The sequence below is a fragment of the Phenylobacterium sp. genome, assembly GCF_041916435.1.
Taxonomy (GTDB): domain Bacteria; phylum Pseudomonadota; class Alphaproteobacteria; order Caulobacterales; family Caulobacteraceae; genus Phenylobacterium.
In genome coordinates this window covers 77,958-97,457 of the sequence record NZ_JAYRZM010000005.1, presented here as the reverse complement: position 1 = coordinate 97,457, position 19,500 = coordinate 77,958, and the positions used below count along the sequence as shown (strand labels likewise).

The window sequence follows — 19,500 nt, the reverse complement described above, 5'->3', positions numbered from 1 at the left end:
TTCGCGGACACAGCACCTGGCGATGGCGCCGCGCCTGATCCCGCCGTACCGGCGCGCCCGCGCGCGCCTTGTCGTTCCCCTTATCGAAGCCTGATCCAATCATGACCGACCAAGCCCCCGCCCCCTACGCGGGCCCCGAACGCGTGCTCTCCGGCGTGCAGCCCTCCGGCGCGCTGCACCTGGGCAACTACCTGGGCGCCCTGGTGAAGTTCACCCGCCTGCAGCACGAGATCGACACCTTCATCTTCGTGGCCGACATGCACGCGATCACCGTGTGGCAGGACCCGGCCCAGCTCGCCTCGCAGGTGCGCGAGATCACCGCGGCCTATCTGGCCGCCGGGCTGAACCCGAAGGTGGCGACGATCTTCCCGCAGTCCGCCGTGGCCGCCCACGCCGAGCTCGCCTGGATCTTCAACTGCGTCGCCCGCCTCGGCTGGCTCGACCGGATGACCCAGTTCAAGGACAAGGCCGGCAAGCACAAGGAGCGCGAGAGCGTGGGCCTGTACACCTACCCGGTGCTGCAGGCCGCCGACATCCTGCTCTACAAGGCCACCCACGTGCCGGTGGGCGAGGACCAGAAGCAGCACGTGGAGCTGACCCGCGACATCGCCGGCAAGTTCAACCACGACTTCGACGCGCCGGCCTTCTTCCCGCTGCCCGAGCCGATGATCGAGGGCCCCGGCGCGCGGATCATGAGCCTGCGCGACGGCTCGGCGAAGATGTCCAAGTCCGACCCGTCGGACTACTCGCGGATCAACCTGATGGACGACGCCGACGCCATCGCCCAGAAGATCAGGAAGGCCCGGACCGACCCCGAGCCGCTGCCCGAGACCCTGGACGAGCTGAAGGACCGGCCCGAGGCCATGAACCTGGTCGGCATCTACGCGGCGCTGGACGGACGCTCCAACGCCGAGGTGCTGGCCGAGTTCGCCGGCCAGGGCTTCGGCGCCTTCAAGCCCAAGCTCGCCGATCTGGCGGTGGCCAAGCTCGGTCCCGTCGGCGAGGCCATGCGCGACTACATGTCCGATCCGGGCGAAATCGACTCGATCCTCGCCGCCGGGGCGGAGAGGGCTCGCAGCGCCGCCGCGCCCACGCTCGCCCAGGTGAAGAAGCTGGTGGGCTTCTGGGGCGCCTGAGCGCACGCTTGCCTAAGACGCAGCGCCGGGTCACCGTCCGCCCATGAGCCAACGCAAGTTCCTGGTCATCGCCGACGACAGCGCCGAGTTCCAGGCGGCGCTGCGCTTCGCCTGCCGGCGTGCGCGCTCCACCGACGGGCACGTGGCCCTGCTCAAGGTGATCGAGCCGGCCGTGTTCGAGCATTGGAGCGGCGTGCGCGAGGAGATCGAACGCCAGGCCCGGCAGGAGGCCGAGAGCGTGCTCCAGCGCATGGCCGAGTTCGTTGTGGAGCAGACCGGCCGCCAGCCGGAGTTCATCATCGTCCACGCCGAGAACACCCGCGCGGCGCTGCGCAAGATCGTGGCCCAGGACCCGGACATCAAGATCCTCGTCCTGGCCGCCGCCGTCGGCGGGCGCGGGCCGGGGCCGCTCGTCGCCTCCATCGCCAAGGAGGGGGTCAAGTGGGGCTCGCGCAAGCTGCCGGTGACGGTGGTGCCCGGCGACCTCACCGACGACGAGATCGAGGACCTGGCCTAGGCCGGCGCCAGCGCCTTGCGGTCCGCGCCTTCCGAGGCCATTTGAGAGCCATGTTCATCCAGACTGAAGCCACGCCCAACCCCGAGGTGCTGAAGTTCCTGCCCGGCCGCGAGGTCATGGCCGAGGGCTCGCGCGATTTCCGCGACGCCGAGGAGGCCAAGGCCTCGGCCCTGGCGGCCGACCTGTTCGACGTCGAAGGCGTCGTGCGCGTCTTCTTCGGGCCGGACTTCGTGACCGTCGGCAAGCACCCCGGCCACGACTGGCCGCACCTGAAGGCGCCGATCCTGGCCGCCATCATGGACCACTTCACCTCCGGCCGGCCCCTGTTCGAGGACGCTGGCGAGGCCGCGGGCCACGACGGCGAGGTCTACGAGGGCGAGACCGCCCAGATCGTCGCCGAGATCAAGGACCTGCTGGACACCCGCATCCGTCCGGCCGTGGCCCAGGACGGCGGCGACATCCTGTTCAATCGCTTCGAACCGGACACCGGCGTGGTGTGGCTGCACATGCGCGGGGCCTGCTCGGGCTGCCCCTCCTCCTCCGCGACCCTGAAGGCCGGGGTGGAGAACATGCTCAAGCACTACGTTCCCGAGGTCACCCGCGTCGAACAGGCCCTTTAAGCGCGCCGCCGGATCGTGTAGCGCCCGCCCATGATCGTCCTGGGTCTGGACACCTGTCTTAACGCCTGCGCCTGCGCTGTCGTCGACGACGGCCGCGTGCTGGCGCGCGCCGTCGAGCCGATGGCGCGCGGCCACCAGGAGCGGCTCGCCCCCCTGGCGCGAGACGTCATGGCTGAGGCCGGCCTGCCGTTCGACCGGCTGGACCGGATCGGCGTGACGGTGGGACCGGGCTCCTTCACCGGCCTGCGCGTGGGCCTGGCCTTCGCCAAGGGCCTGGCCGGCGCCCTGGACGCGCCGCTGGTCGGCGTCGGCGCGCTGGAGGCCCTGGCGGCCGGCGAGCCCGAAGCCCTGGCCTTCGCCGCGATCGACGCCCGGCGCGGCCAGGTCTACCTGCAGGCGTTCCGCGACGGCGCGGCCCTGATGGCGCCCGACGTCCTGGACCTGGGAACCGCCGCCGCGCGGATCGCCGAGTTCCATCGCGGCGAGCCGGCCGTGCTGGTCGGCTCGGGCGGACCGCTGCTGGCCGAGGTCGTCCCCGGCGCGCGGCTGGCGCCCGGCGAGGGGTGCGACCCCGTGGCCGTGGCGAAGATCGCCGCGGCGCGCGCGCCGACGCCGGTCAGGCCGCTCTATCTGCGCGCGCCCGACGCGCGCCTGCCCCAGGCATGACCTTGCGCCTTGTCGAGACGCCGGACGTGGCGGCGCTGGCGGCGATCCACGCCGAGGGCTTCGATCCGTCCTGGACCGAGGCCGAGATCGCCGACGTCCTGTCCTGGCCGGGCGTCTTCGGCCTCATGGCGGGCGATCCGGCCGCCGGCATGATCCTGGCGCGCGTGGTCGCCGAGGACGCCGAGGTGCTGACCCTGGCCGTCACGCGCGCCGCGCGCCGCGCCGGCTTGGGCCGGGTCCTGATGTCCGAAGCCTGCCGGTTCGCCGCCGCTTCGGGCGCCGACGCCATGTTCCTGGAGGTTGCAGTGGACAACCGCGCGGCGATTGCGCTCTACGAGGGCATGGGATTCGTCAAGGCCGGGCGGCGCAAGGACTACTATGACCGTGGTCCGGCCGGATGGATGGACGCCCTGGCCCTGCGTCTCGACCTTGGCCGACAGTCGGCTTAAAGATATTTCAGTGTCGAAAATGGAGAGCTTGCCGGTGGACCGCATCGAGAATCTCTGCGTTGAAAAGGGCATGCGCATGACCGAGCAGCGGCGCGTGATTGCGCGTGTGCTCTCGAACGCCCATGACCACCCCGACGTGGAAGAGCTCTATCGGCGCGCCCACGACATCGACCCGCACATCTCCATCGCCACGGTCTACCGGACGGTCCGCCTGTTCGAGGAGGCCGGGATCATCTCGCGGCACGACTTCCGCGACGGCCGTTCGCGCTACGAGGAAGCCACCGACGTCCACCACGACCACCTGATCGACATGAAGAGCGGCAAGGTGATTGAGTTCGTCGACGCCGAGATCGAGGCCCTGCAGGAGGCGATCGCCCGCAAGCTGGGCTACAAGCTCGTCGACCACCGCCTGGAGCTCTATGGCGTTCCCGCCGAGGAGTAGCGCCGCGGCGGGCCGGCTTGCGCGGCGACCCCGCCGACCCCATAAGGCCTGACATGTCCGCGACCGCGCCCGAGAAGCGCCTCTACATCAAGACCTACGGCTGTCAGATGAACGTCTACGACAGCGAGCGCATGGCCGACGTGCTGGCGCCGCTGGGCTATGGCGTGACCGACAGTCCCGAGGGCGCGGACCTGGTGGTGCTGAACACCTGCCACATCCGCGAGAAGGCCACCGAGAAGGTCTATTCCGAGCTCGGCCAGATCAAGCGCATGAAGGCCGCCCGCGCCGAGGCCGGCGGGGCCATGACCATCGCCGTGGCCGGCTGCGTGGCGCAGGCCGAGGGCGAGGAGATCATGCGCCGTCAGCCGGCGGTGGACCTGGTGGTCGGCCCGCAGGCCTATCACCAGCTTCCCGAGCTGATCGCCCGCGCGCACCGGGCCCGAGGCGAGCGGCTGGCCGCCGACTTCGCGCCCGAGGACAAGTTCGACGCCCTGCCGGCCGAGCGCCGGCCCGAGGGCGTGACCGCCTTCCTCACGGTGCAGGAAGGCTGCGACAAGTTCTGCACCTTCTGCGTGGTGCCCTACACCCGGGGCGAGGAGTGGTCGCGGCCGGTCGAGGCGATCGTCGCCGAGGCTGAGGCCCTGGCCGCCAAGGGCGTGCGCGAGGTCACCCTGCTTGGCCAGAACGTCAACGCCTACGCGGGCGAGGGCGGGCTGGCGGGCCTGGTGCGGCGGCTGGCGAAGATCAGGGGGCTGGATCGCATCCGCTACACCACCAGCCACCCGCGCGACATGGACGAGGCGCTGATCGCCGCCCACGGCGAGGTCGAGGCGCTGATGCCCTACCTGCACCTGCCGGTGCAGGCCGGCTCGGACAAGGTGCTGAAGGCGATGAACCGGGCGCACACGGCCGAGAGCTATCTGCGGCTGGTGGAGAAGATCCGCGCCGCGCGGCCGGACATCGCCCTTTCCGGCGACTTCATCGTCGGCTTCCCCGGCGAGCGCGACGCCGACTTCGAGGCGACGCTCGCCCTGGTGCGCGAGGTCGGCTACGCCAGCGCCTTCTCCTTCAAGTATTCGCGCCGTCCCGGCACGCCGGCGGCGGCCATGCCCGGCCAGGTGGCCGACGAGGTCAAGGCCGAGCGCCTGGCCCGCCTGCAGGCCCTGCTGGACGAGCAGCAGCGCGCCTTCAACGCCGCGCAGGCCGGCCGCACCCTGCCGGTGCTGTTCGAGAAGCCCGGCCGCCATCCCGGCCAGCTCGTCGGCCGCAGCCCCTATCTGCAATCGGTGCACGTGGAGGCGCCGGAGCGCCTGATCGGCCAGATCGTTCCCGTCGCCATCGAGGCGTCGGCGAAGAACAGCCTGTCGGGCCAGGTCGCCATGGCGGCCGCCTGATGCCCAGGGCCCCCGAATTCATCGCCCTGTCCGACGCCGCGGTGCGCGCCGTGGCGGGCGCCAGCAGCCGTCACGCCGCCCTCATCGAGGACGCCTTCGGGGTGCTGCTGGAGACCCCCGGCGGCGGGGTGTCGCTGGGCGGCGACGCCAAGTCGCGCGCGGCGGCCAAGCGGGCGATTGAGGCGATCGCCGGGCGAGCCGACCAGGGCCTGGAGACCAGCGAGGCCGACGTGCGCGTGGCCATCGGCCAGGCCCGCGCCGTCAGCGGCCGCGCCCCCGCCGCCCGCGCTTCCGTGGCCGGAGAGGCGCCCCTGCCGGTGGGCCGCCGCGGCCAGGTCGCGCCCAAGACCGCCGCCCAGGCCCGCTACCTCAAGGCGCTGTCCGACTGCGAGATGGTGTTCGGCCTCGGGCCCGCCGGCACGGGCAAGACCTTCCTGGCCGTGGCGCACGGCGCGGGCATGCTGCTGCGCGGCGAGGTGGACCGGCTGATCGTCAGCCGCCCGGCGGTGGAGGCGGGCGAGCGCCTGGGCTTCCTGCCCGGCGACCTGTCGGAAAAGGTCGACCCCTACATGGCGCCGGTCTGGGAGGCGTTGAGCGACATCCTCGGCCCCGACCAGCTTCGCCGCCGGCGTGAGAAGGGCGAGATCGAGGTGGTGCCCCTGGCCTTCATGCGCGGGCGCACCCTGAACCACGCCTATGTCATCGTCGACGAGGCGCAGAACGCCTCGCGCCTGCAGATGAAAATGGTGCTGACCCGCCTGGGCGAGGGCGCGCGCATGGCCATCACGGGCGACCCGACCCAGATCGACCTGGCCAGCCCGGCCGATTCCGGCCTCGCCCACGCCGTGGGCCTGCTGGAGGGCGTGAAGGGCATCGCCGTCACCCGCTTCTCCGCCGAGGACGTGGTGCGCCACCCGCTGGTGGAGCGCATCGTCAAGGCCTACGACGCCGACGCGGCCAAGCGCGGGCGCACGGTTTGATCGACATCGAGATCGAGGACGAGGGCTGGACGGCCGCCCTGCCCGATGCGGCGGCGGTGGCGCTGGCCGCGGCCGAGGCGGCGCTCGCCGGCCTGCCCGAGGGCCTGGACGGCCCGGTCGACGTGGCCGTCCTGCTGACCGACGACGAGACGGTGGCCGAGCTCAACGAGCGCTTCCGCGGCAAGGCCGGCCCCACCAACGTGCTGTCGTTTCCGGCGCCGGACAATCCGCAGGCCCATCTGGGCGACATCGCCCTGGCGCTGGGCGTCTGCCTGCGCGAGGCCGATGAGCAGGCGAAGCCGCTCAAACACCATTTGCAGCATCTGGTGGTGCATGGGGTGCTGCATCTAGTAGGATACGACCACATGACGGACGCGGAGGCCGTTGAGATGGAAGGTCTGGAACGCGTCGTCCTGGCCGGTCTCGGAACGCCGGACCCGTACGCGGTCGAGCAGGGAGACCATGGCTAACCCAGACGAGCGAAGTCCCGCGGATCCGCCGGCCCGCCCCAGCCGGGGCTTTCGGGCCCTGCTCAGGCGGCTCCGCCACGGACGCGCCCAGGGCGAGGACGACGCCGAGCCGCAGGAGGCCGGCGCGGGCGGCGACCTGATCAGCCAGGCCCGCGCCTTCCAGTCGCTGACCGTCGAGGACGTGATGACCCCCAGGGCCGACATCGTCGCCGTGGACCTCGACAGCGCCTTCGGCGAGGTGGTCGCCCGCTTCGCCGAGGCCGAACACTCGCGCATGCCGATCTTCCGCGAGACCCTGGACGACCCGGTGGGAGTGGTCCACGTCAAGGACGTCTTCCGCCTGCTGGCCGCCGAGACCGGGCGGCCCAAGGACGACGAGCACATCCTGCAGCGCCTGCGGCGCGACGCGCTCTACGTGCCCGGCTCCATGCGCGCGGCCGACCTGCTCGTGCGCATGCAGGCCCAGCGCATCCACATGGCCCTGGTGATCGACGAGTTCGGCGGCACCGACGGCCTGGTGACCCTGGAAGACCTGGTCGAGGGCGTGGTCGGCGACATCGACGACGAGCATGACGAGCAGGAGGAGGCCGCCATCATCGCGCGCCCCTCCGGGGTGTTCGAGGCCGACGCTCGCGCGCCGCTGGAGGACCTGGAGGCGGCCGTCGGCGCGCCCCTGGTCCCGGCGGACTTCGAGGAAGAGATCGACACCGTTGCGGGCCTGGTCACCGCGCTCGCCGGCCGCGTGCCGCAGCGCGGCGAGCTGATCGCCCACCCCTCCGGCTTCGAGCTGCAGGTGCTCGACGCCGATCCCAGGCGGGTCAAGCGTGTGAGGCTGCGGCCCGCCGCGCCCGGCGCCGGCGGCTAGGGTCGCCCGAGCGTGAAGTTCTTGTCGTCCCCCTGGATGATTCGCCTTGCCGCGCTCGCGGCCGGCCTGGCCGCCGGGCTCGCCCACCCGCCGTTCGGGGCGCTGCCCGGCCTCTTGGGCTACGCCGTCATGATGCGCCTGGGCGAGACCGAGGGGCCGCGCCCGCTTCGCTCGGCCTTCCTGCGCGGCTGGCTGACCGGCCTCGGCTATTTCGCCGTCAGCGTCTGGTGGGTGACTGAGGCGTTCCTGGTGGACGCCAAGACCTACGGCTGGATGGCGCCCTTCGCCCTGGTGTTCCTGGCCGGCGGCCTGGCGCTGTTCTGGGGCGCGGCGCTCCTGGCCTATCGCGCGCTCGCGCCGCGGGGCGTCCTGCGGGTGCTGATCTTCGCCGGCGTGCTGGGCGGCTTCGAGTGGCTGCGCGGCCACGTCATGACCGGCTTTCCCTGGAACCTGCCGGGCGAGACCTGGCGGGCCGGAAGCGCGCTCTCGCAGACCGCCAGCCTCGTGGGCGCCTACGGCCTGACCTGGATCACCCTGGCGATCGCCGCCGCCCCGGCGGTGCTGTTCGACAAGGCGCCCCGCGGCCGCCGGGCCGCGATGGTCGCGAGCGCGGCCCTGGTCCTGGCCGGACTGTGGGGCTTCGGCGCCTGGCGGCTGGCGCACGCCGTTCCCACCCCGGCGAACGCCCTGCGCGTGCGCGTCGTCCAGGCCAACATCGACCAGAAGGACAAGTGGAAGCCGGAGAACCTGAATCTGGTCTTCAGCGCCTACGAGCAGCTCACCACCCGTCCCGCCGCCAAGGTTCCGGACGTGGTGATCTGGCCGGAGGGCGCCTTGCCGGTGGTGATCGACGACTTCCTCGCCCCCGGCTCGCCCTACATGCCGCGCATGCGGGCCCTGCTGCGTCCGGGGCAGACCTTGATGCTGGGCGCCAACCGCGCGGATCTGGGCCAGAACGGCGGCTACGATTACTTCAACAGTCTGATCGCGCTGCGCCAGAGTCCGCTCGGTCTGCAGGTCACCGGCATCTACGACAAGTACAGGCTGGTGCCGTTCGGTGAATTCATGCCGCTCGGAGACCTGGCCGGGAAGGTCGGCTTCCGCAGCTTGGTGCACATGCCCGACGACTTCACCCAGGGCCCGCCGCCGCGCCCGATCACGCCGCAGGGGCTGCCGCCGCTGCAGCCCTTGATCTGCTACGAGGCCCTGTTCCCGGGCTTCACCTCCGACGCGGCCAAGCGCGCCGGCCTCAGGCCCAAGTGGATTCTGAACGTCTCCAACGACGCCTGGTTCGGCGCCACCAGCGGGCCCAAGCAGCATCTGAACCTCGCCAGCTACCGCGCCATCGAGGAGGGCCTGCCGATGGTTCGCGGCACGCCGACCGGGGTTTCGGCGGTGATCGACGCATACGGACGGATCGTTCCAGGTGATGCATTGAATACAGGCGCGTTCGGCGTGATCGACGCCAATTTGCCGGCTGCGCTGAGTACAACAACCTATGCGCGTCTAGGTGACTTGATTTTCGCCTTCATGTTGGTGCTTTCAAGCGCTACTTCTGTGCTGTCGCGCATGCGTCGCGAATGAGTTCCTTGGAAAACTTCAATGAATTCTGTGGTCGGCCTATTTGAGCTGCGGGAAGTCTTATGTCGAAAGAGCTAAATCTGGAGCGGTCGCCCAATCCGATTGATCGTCACGTTGGCTTGCGCATTCGCCTTCGACGCCGCGAACTCGGCGTCAGCCAGGAGCGGCTCGCCGATTCCATCGGTCTGACCTTTCAGCAGATTCAGAAGTACGAGCGCGCCGCCAACCGGGTGAGCGCCTCGAAACTGTGGGAGATGGCCAAGGCGCTGCGCACCTCGATCACCTACTTCTACGAGGGCCTGGGCGATCCGGTCGCCGCGCCGTCCGAGCCCGAGGCGGAGGGAGGCGACGTGCAGGAGTTCCTGATGACGCCCGAAGGCATGGAGCTGGCCGCCCTGTTCCCCCAGATTCGCCGCGCGCGGGTGCGCCGCCGGCTGCTGGACCTGGTGCGGGCCATGGCCGAGGAGGAGGCCGCGCGGCGGGCGTCCTGAGTCCTGAGACGACGCTCGCGCTTGCGGGATATAAAGATTTCTTTATAGGTCCGGTCAGCAACCCGCCGCGCCACGCCGGCGCGGCCGCCGATTGCGGAGCCTGCCCTTGATCCGTCCCTCCTACATCTTCACCAGCGAAAGCGTCTCCGAAGGCCATCCCGACAAGGTCGCCGACCGGATTTCGGACACGGTGGTGGACGCCTTCCTGGCCGCCGAGCCGGAGGCGCGCGTGGCGTGCGAGACGCTGGTGACCACGAATCGCATCGTCCTGGCGGGCGAGGTGCGGGCCGCCAAGCCGGGCGCCTCCAAGGCCGAGAACAAGCACCTGACCAAGGAGATCATCGCCTCCTTGGAGCCCAAGGTGCGCCAGGCCGTCCGCGAGATCGGCTACGAGCAGAAGGGCTTCCACTGGGCCAAGGCCAAGTACGCCTGCTACCTGCACGCCCAGTCGGCCCATATCGCCCAGGGGGTCGACGCCTCCGACAAGAAGGACGAGGGCGCCGGCGACCAGGGCATCATGTTCGGCTACGCCTGCGACGAGACCCCGGCCCACATGCCGGCCACCCTGCAGTACGCCCACGAGATCCTGAAGACCCTGGCCGACGCCCGCCACTCGGGCGAGCGGCCGGAGCTGGAGCCCGACGCCAAGAGCCAGGTGACCCTGCGCTACGAGAACGGCGTGCCGGTCGAGGTGCTGAAGATCGTCGTCTCCACCCAGCACAAGAAGCGCATCGGCCTGCAGGTGGCCACGCCCAAGCGCGTCAAGGCGCTGATCCAGCCCTACGTCGAGCGCGTGTTCCCGCAGGGCCTGATCACCAAGAAGACCGAATGGCTGGTCAATCCCACCGGCCGCTTCGAGATCGGCGGGCCGGACGGCGACGCGGGCCTGACCGGCCGCAAGATCATCGTCGACACCTACGGCGGCGCCGCGCCCCACGGCGGCGGCGCCTTCTCGGGCAAGGATCCCACCAAGGTCGACCGCTCGGCCGCCTACGCCTGCCGCTACCTGGCCAAGAACGTGGTGGCCGCGGGCCTGGCCAAGCGCTGCACCATCCAGATCAGCTACGCCATCGGCGTGGCCAAGCCGCTGTCGTTCTATGTCGACCTGCACGACACCGGCGAGATCGACCCGGCCAAGCTGGAAGCCGTGCTGCCGGAGATGATCGGCGGCGCCACGCCCCGCGCGATCCGCGAGCATCTGGCGCTCAACCGGCCGATCTACGCGCGCACCTCCGCCTACGGCCACTTCGGCCGCCAGCCGGACAACGAGGGCGGCTTCTCCTGGGAGCGCACCGACCTGGTGGATGAGCTGCGCCGCCTGGCCTGAGTTTAGGCCAGGTATTCCCGCAGCCAGGCGATCGTCCGGCCCCAGGCCAGGTCCGCGGCGGCCTTGTCGTAGCGCGGCCCGGCGGTGTCGTTGTTGAAGGCGTGGTTCACGCCCGGATAGACGTAGGCCTGGACCGTCTTGCCGGCCGCTTTCAGCGCCGCTTCGTAGGCCGCCGCGCCCGAGGTGATCCGCTCGTCCAGCCCGGCGTAGTGCAGCAGCAGGGCCGCATGGATCGCGCCCACCTGGTCCGCCGGCGGCTGGATTCCGTAGTAGGCCACGCCCGCGTCCAGTGCAGGCTCGGCCACGGCCAGGCGATTGACCATGCCGCCGCCCCAGCAGAAGCCCGCCGCGCCGGCCTTGCCGTTCGCCTCGGGGTTCGCCTTCAGCCAGGCGATCGCCGCGCGGCCGTAGGCGACGGCGTCCTCGGGCTTGAGCTGGCCGATCATCTCGCGGCCCTTGTCCTGGTCGTCCGGCGTGCCGCCCATCGGCGAGAGGAAGTCCAGGCCCAGCGCGAGGAAGCCTTCGGCGCCCACCCGGCGGGTGACGTCCCTGATATGCGGGTTGAGGCCGCGGTTCTCGTGGATCACCAGCACGGCGGGCAGGGGGCCGGCCGCGCCCTTCGGCCTGGCCAGATAGCCGGTCAGCCCTTGCACGGCGGGGATCGCGACGGCTTCGGTGGTGATGCGCGGGTCGGTCTCGGCCACCGTCTCGGCGCGGGCGTAGTCGTTCTCCAGCACCGAGAGCAGCGCGGTGGCGGCCGCCGCGCCGCCGGCGGCGTGCGCCAGCCGCTCCATGAACCGGCGGCGGCTCATCCGGCCGTGGGTGAAGTCGTCGTAGAGCTGGATCAGGTCCTGTCGCATCCTCGCCTCCGAAGCCGCAGGGCCTGAAGACAAACGCGCCAATGTTGCAGTCGTAATTCACGGCGCGGCCCGGACAGGCTAGAGGGCGGCGATGGACACGCATCCGCCGCTCCGCTCCTACGGCCGCATCAAGTCGCGCGCAATCAAGCCGCGCCAGGCGGCGCTGATGGACACGCTCCTGCCGAAGATCCGCTGCCCAGCGGGGCCGATCGACCCGGTCGGGCTCATGCCGGGCGCGCGCGAGACCTGGCTGGAGATCGGCTTCGGCGGCGGCGAGCACATGGCCGCCCAGGCCGCCCGCGCCCCCGACGTGCTGATGCTGGGCGCCGAGCCCTTCCTGAACGGGGTGGCGAGCGCCGTGCGCCACGTCGACGAACAGGGTCTCGCCAACGTGCGCATCCACGACGGCGACGTGCGCGAGCTGATCGAGCGGTTGCCCGACGCCAGCCTGGCGCGGGTCTTCATCCTGTTCCCGGACCCCTGGCCCAAGGCGCGCCACCACAAGCGCCGGCTGGTCCAGTCCGAGCTGCTGGCCGAGCTCGTGCGCGTGCTCCGGCCCGGCGGACGGCTGCGCTTCGCCAGCGATTGGGCCGACTATGTGGACTGGACGCTCGAGCGCGCGCTCAGGACGCCCGGCCTGGTCTGGAATGCGCAACGGGCGGACGACTTTCGTCGCCCGCCCGCCGATCACGTGACCACGCGCTACGAGGAAAAGCTCCTCGGCGACTGCGCGCCGGTGTTCCTCGATTTCGTGAAGGCCTGAGGCCCTACTTCTTCTTGGCCGCCTCGATCGACTGGCGGATCAGGTCGGCGGTCTCGTCGGCGTCGGCCCAGCGGACCACCTCGACGGACTTGCCCTTCTCCAGGTCCTTGTAGTGCTTGAAGAAGTGGGCGATCTGCTCGGTCAGGATCGCCGGCAGGCCGCGCCAGGAGTCCACGCCGCGATAGAAGGGGTGCAGGCTGTCCACCGGCACCGCCAGCACCTTTTCGTCGCCGCCGGCCTCGTCGACCATCATCAGCGCGCCGACCGGGCGGCAGCGGATCACCGCGCCCGGCACCACCGGCGTCGGACCCACCACCATCACGTCCATCGGGTCGCCGTCGTCGGCCAGGGTGTGGGGAATGAAGCCGTAGTTGCCCGGATAGAACATGGCCGTGTGCAGGAAGCGGTCGACGAAGATCGCGCCGGAATCCTTGTCCAGCTCGTACTTCACCGGTTCGCCCCCCTGCGGGATCTCGATCACGGCGTGGATGTCCCAGGGAGGGTTGGGGCCGATGGTGATCTTGGAGAGGTCCATGGGGGAGGAGACCTTAGGTTGGATTGGGGAGGAGGCGCGCTCTGTGGACCATTCCCGCGCCCGGATAAAGCCCCCAGCGCATTGATCTAGCGCAAAGCCGCGCCCGCCGGCCCGTGCGAAGCGACCGGAAACGGAGGAGCTTCCCACATGGTCATCACCCCATTCCTGACGCTGGTCATCGCCGGCTTCGTCGCCTTCATCGGCGTGCTGTTCGCCGCGGCTGTCTACACCGCCGGCGCCAAGGACTAAGCTCCGCCCCGGCGCGGGACGCCCTGTCGCGGCCGCGCCGTGACGGGGCTGACAAGGCCCGCGAAACCCACTATATAGGCGTTACATCGTCCGTTAGCGCTGGATGGCGCTTTCGAGCGGCGGGCTGCGGCCTAGCCGCTTTTTTGTTTGCCGGAGGACGGCTCGAACCATGCGCGGCAAGACCGCCGAAGACGCGCGACTGCTCGAACTGCTCGACCCCGTGGCCGAGGCGGCGGGCTATGAGATCGTGCGTCTGCGGCTGATGGGCGGCGCCGAAAAGCGCCGGTTGCAGGTCATGGCCGAGCGCGCCGTCGACGGCGACATGAACATCGACGACTGCGCCCGCCTCAGCCGGGTCCTGTCGGAAGTGATGGACGCCGCCGATCCAATTACCGGGGAATACGTGCTGGAGGTCTCCTCGCCGGGGATCGACCGGCCGCTGACCCGGCTGAAGGACTTCGAGACCTACGAGGGCCTGGAGGCGAAGATCGAGCTCGACCGCCTAGCCGAGGGCCGCAAGCGCTTCAAGGGCGTGCTGGCCGGCGTGGAGGACGAGACCACCATCGCCATCGACCTGGAGGGCGAGGAGCACACCGCCCTCGTGCCTTTCGCGTGGATCACCGACGCCAAGCTGGTGATGAGCGATCAATTGATGAAGCGCGGGGCCGAGGAAAGAGCCCGGCGCCTGCAATCGGACATGACGTCCGAGGAAGAGGGATAGTCCATGAGCCTTGGAATTTCCGCCAACAAGCTCGAGCTGCTGCAGATCGCGGAAGCCGTCGCGCGGGAGAAGTCGATCGACAAGGAGATCGTCATCGAGGCGATGGAGGAGGCGATCCAGAAGGGCGCCCGCGCCCGCTACGGCGCCGAGCACGACGTGCGCGTGCACATCGATCCGAAGACCGGCGAGACCACCATCAAGCGCGTGGTCACCGTGATTGACGACGACGCGACCTGGGACGCCGAGGCCGGCGAGGAAGAGCCCGCCGGCGTCATCCGCCTGTCCGAGGCCAAGCGCACCGATCCCGAGGCCTTCGTCGGCAAGACCTACGAAGAGATCCTGCCGCCCTTCGAATTCGGCCGGGTGCAGACCCAGATGGCCCGCCAGGTCATCACCGGCAAGGTGCGCGAGGCCGAGCGCGAGCGGCAGTACGAAGAGTTCAAGGACCGCGTGGGCGAGATCGTCAACGGCGTGGTTAAGCGGGTCGAGTACGGCAACGTGGTCGTCGACCTGGGCCGCGGCGAGGGCATCATGCGCCGCGACCAGTCGATCCCGCGCGAGAACTTCAACATCGGCGACCGGATCCGCTGCTACATCTACGACGTGCGGCGCGAGACCAAGGGTCCGCAGATCCTCCTGTCGCGCGCCCACGGCGGCTTCATGGCCAAGCTGTTCGCCCAGGAAGTGCCCGAGGTCTACGACGGCGTGATCGAGATCCGCGCCGTGGCCCGCGATCCGGGCAGCCGCGCCAAGATGGCGGTGGTCTCCAACGACGCCTCCATCGACCCGGTCGGCGCCTGCGTCGGCATGCGCGGCAGCCGCGTGCAGGCGGTCGTGGCCGAGCTGCAGGGCGAGAAGATCGACATCATCCAGTGGAGCCCGGACGAGGCGACGTTCATCGTCAACGCCCTGGCGCCGGCGGAAGTCTCCAAGGTGGTGATGGACGAGGAGGACGAGCGCGTCGAGGTGGTGGTGCCCGACGAGCAGCTCAGCCTGGCCATCGGCCGCCGCGGCCAGAACGTGCGCCTGGCGAGCCAACTGACGGGTTGGCAGATCGACATCATGACCGAGAGCCAGGAGAGCGAGCGCCGCCAGCGCGAGTTCACCGAGCGCACGGCCCTGTTCCAGGAAGCCCTGGACGTGGACGAGGTCATCGCCCAGCTCCTGGTCACCGAAGGCTTCGCCACCGTCGAGGACGTGGCCTATGTGGACTCCTCCGAGGTCGCCTCCATCGAGGGCTTCGACGAGGACACCGCCGAGGAGATCCAGACCCGCGCCCGCGAGCACCTGGAGAAGGAAGCGGCCGAGTACGACGCCAAGCGCCGCGAGCTGGGCGTCGACGACGCCTTGCTGGAGATCGAGGGGATCACCCTGCCGATGGCCGTGGCCCTGGGCGAGAACGACGTGAAGACCGTCGAGGACCTGGCCGGCCTGGTGCCTGACGACCTGCGCGGCTGGTTCGAGACCAAGAACGGCGAGCGGGTGCGCGAGCCCGGCTACCTGGAGGCCTTCGGCCTCGACGCGGCCGACGCCGAGCTGCTGATCATGCGGGCCCGCGTGGCCATGGGCTGGATCGAGCCCGAGCCCGAGCCGGAACCTGAGCTCGAGCCGGAACTCGAAGGCGAACTCGAAGGCGAGCTCGAGGGCCTCGAGGGCGAGGAAGCCTTCGCCGAAGCCGAGGGGGAGGCGCGCGACGCCTGAGGCGTTCGCGCGTAGCGACGCCTCGATGAGCACGACCGCCGCCACCCACGCCGAGGCCTCGCGCGCGCGCCGCGACCTGGTCTCCGGCGAGGTGATGGACGAGGCCGGGCTCATCCGCTTCGTCGCCGGCCCGGACGGGGCGGTCACGCCCGACCTGGCCCGCAAGCTGCCGGGCCGCGGCCTTTGGGTGGCGGCAGACCGGGCGAGCGTGGAGGCGGCGGCCCGCAAGGGCCTGTTCTCGCGGGCGGCCAAGGCGCGGCTCTCCGCCCCGCCCGACCTGGCCGATCAGGTGGCGGATCTCCTCGCGCGGCGCGTCTTGAACGGCCTTGGGCTTGCGCGACGGGCCGGCGAGCTTATCTCTGGCTTCGAGAAGGTTCACGCCGCGGTCGCCGCGGGGCGCGCGGCGTGGCTGATCGAAGCCGTCGACGGCGCCGAGGATGGCCGCCGAAAGCTGATGGCCGCCGCCCGCAGGCAGCAAAATCCACCCCGGATGCTGGGTCTTTTCCGCTCCGAGGAATTGGGTTTGGCCTTGGGGCTGGAGAATGTGATACACACCGCCTTCCTTGCGGGGCGAGCCGCCGACCGCTGGACATCCGATGTTCAGCGGTTATCAGGCTTCCGCCCGCTCTTTCCCGAGGGTTGGCGCGAGGAGCCGTAGGCGGCGGGCGGGGCCTGGTGGGGCTTCGCGCGTCCTAGAGCTATTTGACGACTAAGGGCCGGGACCGTCCCGACCGGTAAGTAAAGCGAGCGCATGAGCGACGAGAACGACAACGGCCGATCTGGCGGACGCCCGCCCCTGACCCTGAAGCCCCGCGGCGCGGGGTCGGTCAGCGCGGGCACCGTGAAGCAAAGCTTCAGCCACGGCCGTTCCAAGACCGTGGTGGTGGAGACCAAGCGCCCGCGCACGCATCAGCCGCAGGCCGGCAATCTGGCCGCGCCCTCTTCGGCTGAGCGCCGCGCGACCGGCGACCACCGCGCCCCGCAGCCGCGTTCGGGCGGCGGCGGTGGCGGCGGTTCCGCGGGCGGCCTGTCCAGCGAGGAGCTGCGCGCCCGCCAGCGCGCCATCGAGGCCGCGCGCGAGCAACAGGTCCGTCAGGCCGCCGAGCAGCGCGCCCGCGAAGAACGCGCCCGCGCCGAAGCGGCGGCCGCCGCAGCCGCCGCGGCCAAGGCCGCCCAGGCGGCCGAAGCGCCGCCGCCCAAGCCCGCCGCGCCGGCTCAGGTCCAGGCCCCGGCGGCGCCCGCCGCCGCGCCGGCCGCGCCGCGCGCCCCGGAACCGGCCGCCCAGGCCGCTCAGCCGCAGCGCGAGCGCGCGTCCACCGCGCCGGGCCAGACCCGCACCTATTCGCCCTCGCCCGATCGGCGCGACGACCGGCCCTCGACGACCACCTATCGTCCCGAGCGCGCCAGCAACCGCCTCGACACCTCCAGCTTCGGCCAGCGCGCGCCCCGCCGCGACGAGCGCCCGCAAGGCGAGCGCGGCCCGCGCCGCGACGAGCGCCCGCAGGGCGGCGACCGCGATCGCGCGCCGCGTCCGGCCGGCGGCGACACCGTGCGCTATTCGGCGCTCGCGCCGCGTCCGGCGCCGCAGCGCGACGGCGCCCCCCGTCCGGGCGGTCCCCGCGGGGCCGCGCCGCGCCTGGGCGCGGCGGCCCCTCCGGCGACGCCGGAGATTCAGCGCGCCACCCGCCAGGCCCCGCGGCCCGGCGCGGCCAGCATGGACCGCCGTCCTGACGAGGAGGACGAGAGCATCCGTCGCCGCAACGCGGCCGCTCCGACCAAGGCGATCTCCCGCGTCAAGGGCGCGGCCCAGCGCCGTGAAGGCCGTCTGACCATCCAGGCCGTGGCCGGCGACGACGAGGGCGCCGTCGAGCGGATGCGCTCCCTGGCCTCGGTGCGCCGGGCCCGCGAACGCGAGCGCGAGAAGCGCAAGGGCGGCGCCCAGGAGCAGGCCCGCGTGGCCCGCGAGGTGGTGGTCCCCGACGTGATCACCGTGGCCGAGCTGGCCAACCGGATGGCCACCCGCGGCGTGGACGTCATCAAGTTCCTGATGCGTCAGGGCATGATGCTGAAGATCAACGACGTGATCGATTCCGACACCGCCGAGCTGGTGGCCACGGAATTCGGCCACACCGTCAAGCGCGTGTCCGAGTCCGACGTCGAAGAAGGCTTCATCGGCGCCGAGGACGTGGACGATCATCTGGTTCCGCGTCCGCCTGTGGTGGCCGTGATGGGCCACGTCGACCACGGCAAGACCTCGCTGCTCGACGCCCTGCGCTCCACGGACGTGGCCGGCGGCGAGCACGGCGGCATCACCCAGCACATCGGCGCCTATCAGGTGCGCCTGGCCGACGGCCAGCGGGTGACCTTCCTGGACACGCCCGGCCACGCGGCCTTCTCGGCCATGCGCGCCCGCGGCGCCAACGCCACCGACATCGTCATCCTGGTGGTGGCCGCCGACGACGGCGTGATGCCGCAGACGATCGAGGCCATCCAGCACGCCAAGGCCGCCGGCGCCCCGATCATCGTGGCGATCAACAAGATCGACAAACCCGACGCCGACCCGACCCGCGTGATCAACGAGCTGCTGCAGCACGAGATCGTGGTCGAGAGCCTCGGCGGCGACACCCAGGCCGTGCAGGTCTCCGCGACCCAGAAGATGGGCCTGGACGATCTGATCGAGGCGATCCTGCTGCAGGCCGAGGTGCTCGACCTGAAGGCCAATCCGGACCGGACGGCCGACGGCATCGTCATCGAGGCCAAGCTCGACCGGGGCCGCGGCGCGGTCTCGACCGTGCTGGTCAAGCGCGGCACGCTGAAGCGCGGCGACATCGTCGTGGCCGGCGCCAACTGGGGCCGGGTGCGCGCGCTGCTCAACGAGCGCGACGAACAGCTTCAGGAAGCCGGCCCCTCGACGCCCGTCGAGATCCTCGGCCTGGACGGCACGCCCGATCCGGGCGAGCCCTTCGCCGTGGTGGAGAACGAGGCCCGCGCCCGCGAGATCACCGAGTACCGGACGCGTCAGAAGCGCGAGAAGTCCGGCGCGCCGGTGGCGGGCGCCAGCCTGGCCGACATGATGGCCAAGCTGGCCGACAAGAAGGTCTCCGAGCTGCCGGTGGTCATCAAGGCCGACGTGCAGGGCTCGGCCGAGGCGATCGTCGGCTCGCTCGACAAGCTGGCCACCGACGAGGTGCGCGCGCGCATCATCCTGTCGGGCGCCGGCGCCATCAGCGAAAGCGACGTGATGCTGGCCAAGGGCGCCGGCTCGCCGATCCTCGGCTTCAACGTCCGCGCCTCCAAGCAGGCCCGCGACCTGGCCGAGCGCGAAGGCGTGGAAATCCGCTACTACGCGATCATCTACGACCTGATCGACGACATCAAAGGCGTGCTCTCGGGCATGCTGGCGCCGATCCAGCGCGAAACCTTCCTCGGCAACGCCGACGTGCTGCAGGTGTTCGACATCTCCAAGGTCGGCAAGGTGGCCGGGTGCCGCGTCACCGAGGGCGTGGTCCGCAAGGGCTCGCGCGTGCGGATCGTCCGCGACGGCGTCGTCATCCTGGAGCTGGGCGTGCTGCAGACGCTCAAGCGCTTCAAGGACGAGGTCAACGAGGTCCAGTCCGGCCAGGAATGCGGCATGGCCTTCCAGGGCTTCCAGGACATCAAGCCCGGCGACACGATCGAGTGCTTCAACCTCGAAGAGGTCAAGCGCAGCCTCTGATCGGCGCCGCCGACCAAC

20 protein-coding genes are annotated in these 19,500 nt (G+C 70.9%); 18 read left to right on the top strand and 2 right to left on the bottom strand.

Annotated features, from left to right (window positions below; genetic code table 11):
• Positions 1-101: 101 nt before the first annotated feature.
• The 13 genes from trpS to metK all read left to right on the top strand — a co-directional run bounded on the left by trpS (position 102) and on the right by metK (position 10,938).
• On the top strand, positions 102-1,136 hold the full coding sequence (trpS, locus tag ACE3TA_RS14785) for a tryptophan--tRNA ligase (RefSeq protein ID WP_374575025.1): 1,035 nt from the start codon (positions 102-104) through the stop codon (positions 1,134-1,136).
• A gap of 43 nt (positions 1,137-1,179) precedes the next feature.
• Positions 1,180-1,653 carry a universal stress protein gene (locus ACE3TA_RS14780; RefSeq protein ID WP_374575022.1) on the top strand — a complete coding sequence of 158 codons (474 nt, stop codon included), beginning with the start codon at positions 1,180-1,182 and terminating at the stop codon, positions 1,651-1,653.
• Between the two features lie 50 nt (positions 1,654-1,703).
• Positions 1,704-2,273: a NifU family protein gene (locus tag ACE3TA_RS14775; protein WP_374575020.1), complete on the top strand. Its 570-nt coding sequence runs from the start codon at positions 1,704-1,706 to the stop codon at positions 2,271-2,273.
• Positions 2,274-2,306: 33 nt separating this feature from the next.
• Positions 2,307-2,939, top strand: a complete 633-nt coding sequence (gene tsaB / locus ACE3TA_RS14770; protein WP_374575459.1) for a tRNA (adenosine(37)-N6)-threonylcarbamoyltransferase complex dimerization subunit type 1 TsaB — start codon at positions 2,307-2,309, stop codon at positions 2,937-2,939.
• On the top strand, positions 2,936-3,388 hold the full coding sequence (locus ACE3TA_RS14765; protein ID WP_374575018.1) for a GNAT family N-acetyltransferase: 453 nt from the start codon (positions 2,936-2,938) through the stop codon (positions 3,386-3,388). Before tsaB ends, ACE3TA_RS14765 begins: the two co-directional genes overlap by 4 nt.
• Positions 3,389-3,422: 34 nt before the next feature.
• The gene (locus tag ACE3TA_RS14760; protein WP_374575015.1) at positions 3,423-3,830 is read left to right on the top strand and encodes a Fur family transcriptional regulator; all 408 of its coding nucleotides are present in this window, start codon (positions 3,423-3,425) and stop codon (positions 3,828-3,830) included.
• A gap of 53 nt (positions 3,831-3,883) precedes the next feature.
• Positions 3,884-5,224: a tRNA (N6-isopentenyl adenosine(37)-C2)-methylthiotransferase MiaB gene (miaB, locus tag ACE3TA_RS14755; protein WP_374575013.1), complete on the top strand. Its 1,341-nt coding sequence runs from the start codon at positions 3,884-3,886 to the stop codon at positions 5,222-5,224.
• Positions 5,224-6,204: a PhoH family protein gene (locus ACE3TA_RS14750; protein ID WP_374575011.1), complete on the top strand. Its 981-nt coding sequence runs from the start codon at positions 5,224-5,226 to the stop codon at positions 6,202-6,204. The genes miaB and ACE3TA_RS14750 overlap by 1 nt, the downstream gene beginning before the upstream one ends.
• Complete coding sequence (gene ybeY / locus ACE3TA_RS14745; RefSeq protein ID WP_374575009.1) at positions 6,201-6,674, top strand: rRNA maturation RNase YbeY; 474 nt, start codon at positions 6,201-6,203, stop codon at positions 6,672-6,674. The genes ACE3TA_RS14750 and ybeY overlap by 4 nt, the downstream gene beginning before the upstream one ends.
• Entirely contained in the window at positions 6,667-7,539 is an 873-nt protein-coding gene (locus ACE3TA_RS14740) for a hemolysin family protein (protein WP_374575007.1), read from the top strand. Before ybeY ends, ACE3TA_RS14740 begins: the two co-directional genes overlap by 8 nt.
• 36 nt (positions 7,540-7,575) lie before the next feature.
• Positions 7,576-9,123: an apolipoprotein N-acyltransferase gene (gene lnt, locus ACE3TA_RS14735; protein WP_374575005.1), complete on the top strand. Its 1,548-nt coding sequence runs from the start codon at positions 7,576-7,578 to the stop codon at positions 9,121-9,123.
• Between the two features lie 59 nt (positions 9,124-9,182).
• Positions 9,183-9,611 (top strand): helix-turn-helix domain-containing protein, encoded by a 429-nt coding sequence (locus tag ACE3TA_RS14730; protein WP_374575003.1) that lies wholly within the window; start codon positions 9,183-9,185, stop codon positions 9,609-9,611.
• Positions 9,612-9,717: 106 nt separating this feature from the next.
• A complete protein-coding gene (gene metK / locus ACE3TA_RS14725; protein ID WP_374575001.1) occupies positions 9,718-10,938 on the top strand; it encodes a methionine adenosyltransferase in 1,221 nt (406 codons plus the stop codon).
• 2 nt (positions 10,939-10,940) lie between these two features.
• Here the strand turns inward: metK and ACE3TA_RS14720 are convergent, their stop codons facing one another.
• On the bottom strand, positions 10,941-11,798 hold the full coding sequence (locus ACE3TA_RS14720; RefSeq protein WP_374574999.1) for a dienelactone hydrolase family protein: 858 nt from the start codon (positions 11,796-11,798) through the stop codon (positions 10,941-10,943).
• A 91-nt stretch (positions 11,799-11,889) separates the two neighbouring features.
• Here ACE3TA_RS14720 and trmB point away from each other — a divergent pair, with 91 nt between their 5' ends.
• Positions 11,890-12,561, top strand: coding sequence for a tRNA (guanosine(46)-N7)-methyltransferase TrmB (gene trmB, locus ACE3TA_RS14715; RefSeq protein ID WP_374574997.1), 672 nt, complete (start codon positions 11,890-11,892; stop codon positions 12,559-12,561).
• Between the two features lie 4 nt (positions 12,562-12,565).
• Here the strand turns inward: trmB and ppa are convergent, their stop codons facing one another.
• A complete protein-coding gene (gene ppa, locus ACE3TA_RS14710; RefSeq protein ID WP_374574995.1) occupies positions 12,566-13,096 on the bottom strand; it encodes an inorganic diphosphatase in 531 nt (176 codons plus the stop codon).
• A gap of 418 nt (positions 13,097-13,514) precedes the next feature.
• Between ppa and rimP the strand changes: the two genes are divergently transcribed.
• The 4 genes from rimP to infB all read left to right on the top strand — a co-directional run bounded on the left by rimP (position 13,515) and on the right by infB (position 19,482).
• Positions 13,515-14,066: a ribosome maturation factor RimP gene (rimP, locus tag ACE3TA_RS14705; protein WP_374574993.1), complete on the top strand. Its 552-nt coding sequence runs from the start codon at positions 13,515-13,517 to the stop codon at positions 14,064-14,066.
• A gap of 3 nt (positions 14,067-14,069) precedes the next feature.
• Positions 14,070-15,767 carry a transcription termination factor NusA gene (gene nusA / locus ACE3TA_RS14700; RefSeq protein ID WP_374574992.1) on the top strand — a complete coding sequence of 566 codons (1,698 nt, stop codon included), beginning with the start codon at positions 14,070-14,072 and terminating at the stop codon, positions 15,765-15,767.
• Positions 15,768-15,792: 25 nt separating this feature from the next.
• Complete coding sequence (locus ACE3TA_RS14695; RefSeq protein WP_374574990.1) at positions 15,793-16,425, top strand: RNA-binding protein; 633 nt, start codon at positions 15,793-15,795, stop codon at positions 16,423-16,425.
• Positions 16,426-16,518: 93 nt separating this feature from the next.
• Positions 16,519-19,482 (top strand): translation initiation factor IF-2, encoded by a 2,964-nt coding sequence (infB, locus tag ACE3TA_RS14690; RefSeq protein WP_374574988.1) that lies wholly within the window; start codon positions 16,519-16,521, stop codon positions 19,480-19,482.
• The last annotated feature ends 18 nt before the right edge of the window (positions 19,483-19,500 follow it).

Bases quoted from the DNA above. Each gene is read 5' to 3' on its own strand.
- ACE3TA_RS14695 (WP_374574990.1), top strand. From the start codon at position 15,793: ATGAGCACGACCGCCGCCACCCACGCCGAGGCCTCGCGCGCGCGCCGC.
- trmB (WP_374574997.1), top strand. From the start codon at position 11,890: ATGGACACGCATCCGCCGCTCCGCTCCTACGGCCGCATCAAGTCGCGC.
- trpS (WP_374575025.1), top strand. From the start codon at position 102: ATGACCGACCAAGCCCCCGCCCCCTACGCGGGCCCCGAACGCGTGCTC.
- ppa (WP_374574995.1), bottom strand. From the start codon at position 13,096: ATGGACCTCTCCAAGATCACCATCGGCCCCAACCCTCCCTGGGACATC.
- ACE3TA_RS14740 (WP_374575007.1), top strand. From the start codon at position 6,667: ATGGCTAACCCAGACGAGCGAAGTCCCGCGGATCCGCCGGCCCGCCCC.
- ACE3TA_RS14775 (WP_374575020.1), top strand. From the start codon at position 1,704: ATGTTCATCCAGACTGAAGCCACGCCCAACCCCGAGGTGCTGAAGTTC.
- ACE3TA_RS14765 (WP_374575018.1), top strand. From the start codon at position 2,936: ATGACCTTGCGCCTTGTCGAGACGCCGGACGTGGCGGCGCTGGCGGCG.
- miaB (WP_374575013.1), top strand. From the start codon at position 3,884: ATGTCCGCGACCGCGCCCGAGAAGCGCCTCTACATCAAGACCTACGGC.
- rimP (WP_374574993.1), top strand. From the start codon at position 13,515: ATGCGCGGCAAGACCGCCGAAGACGCGCGACTGCTCGAACTGCTCGAC.
- ACE3TA_RS14750 (WP_374575011.1), top strand. From the start codon at position 5,224: ATGCCCAGGGCCCCCGAATTCATCGCCCTGTCCGACGCCGCGGTGCGC.
- nusA (WP_374574992.1), top strand. From the start codon at position 14,070: ATGAGCCTTGGAATTTCCGCCAACAAGCTCGAGCTGCTGCAGATCGCG.
- ACE3TA_RS14730 (WP_374575003.1), top strand. From the start codon at position 9,183: ATGTCGAAAGAGCTAAATCTGGAGCGGTCGCCCAATCCGATTGATCGT.
- ACE3TA_RS14720 (WP_374574999.1), bottom strand. From the start codon at position 11,798: ATGCGACAGGACCTGATCCAGCTCTACGACGACTTCACCCACGGCCGG.
- lnt (WP_374575005.1), top strand. From the start codon at position 7,576: ATGATTCGCCTTGCCGCGCTCGCGGCCGGCCTGGCCGCCGGGCTCGCC.
- infB (WP_374574988.1), top strand. From the start codon at position 16,519: ATGAGCGACGAGAACGACAACGGCCGATCTGGCGGACGCCCGCCCCTG.
- ACE3TA_RS14780 (WP_374575022.1), top strand. From the start codon at position 1,180: ATGAGCCAACGCAAGTTCCTGGTCATCGCCGACGACAGCGCCGAGTTC.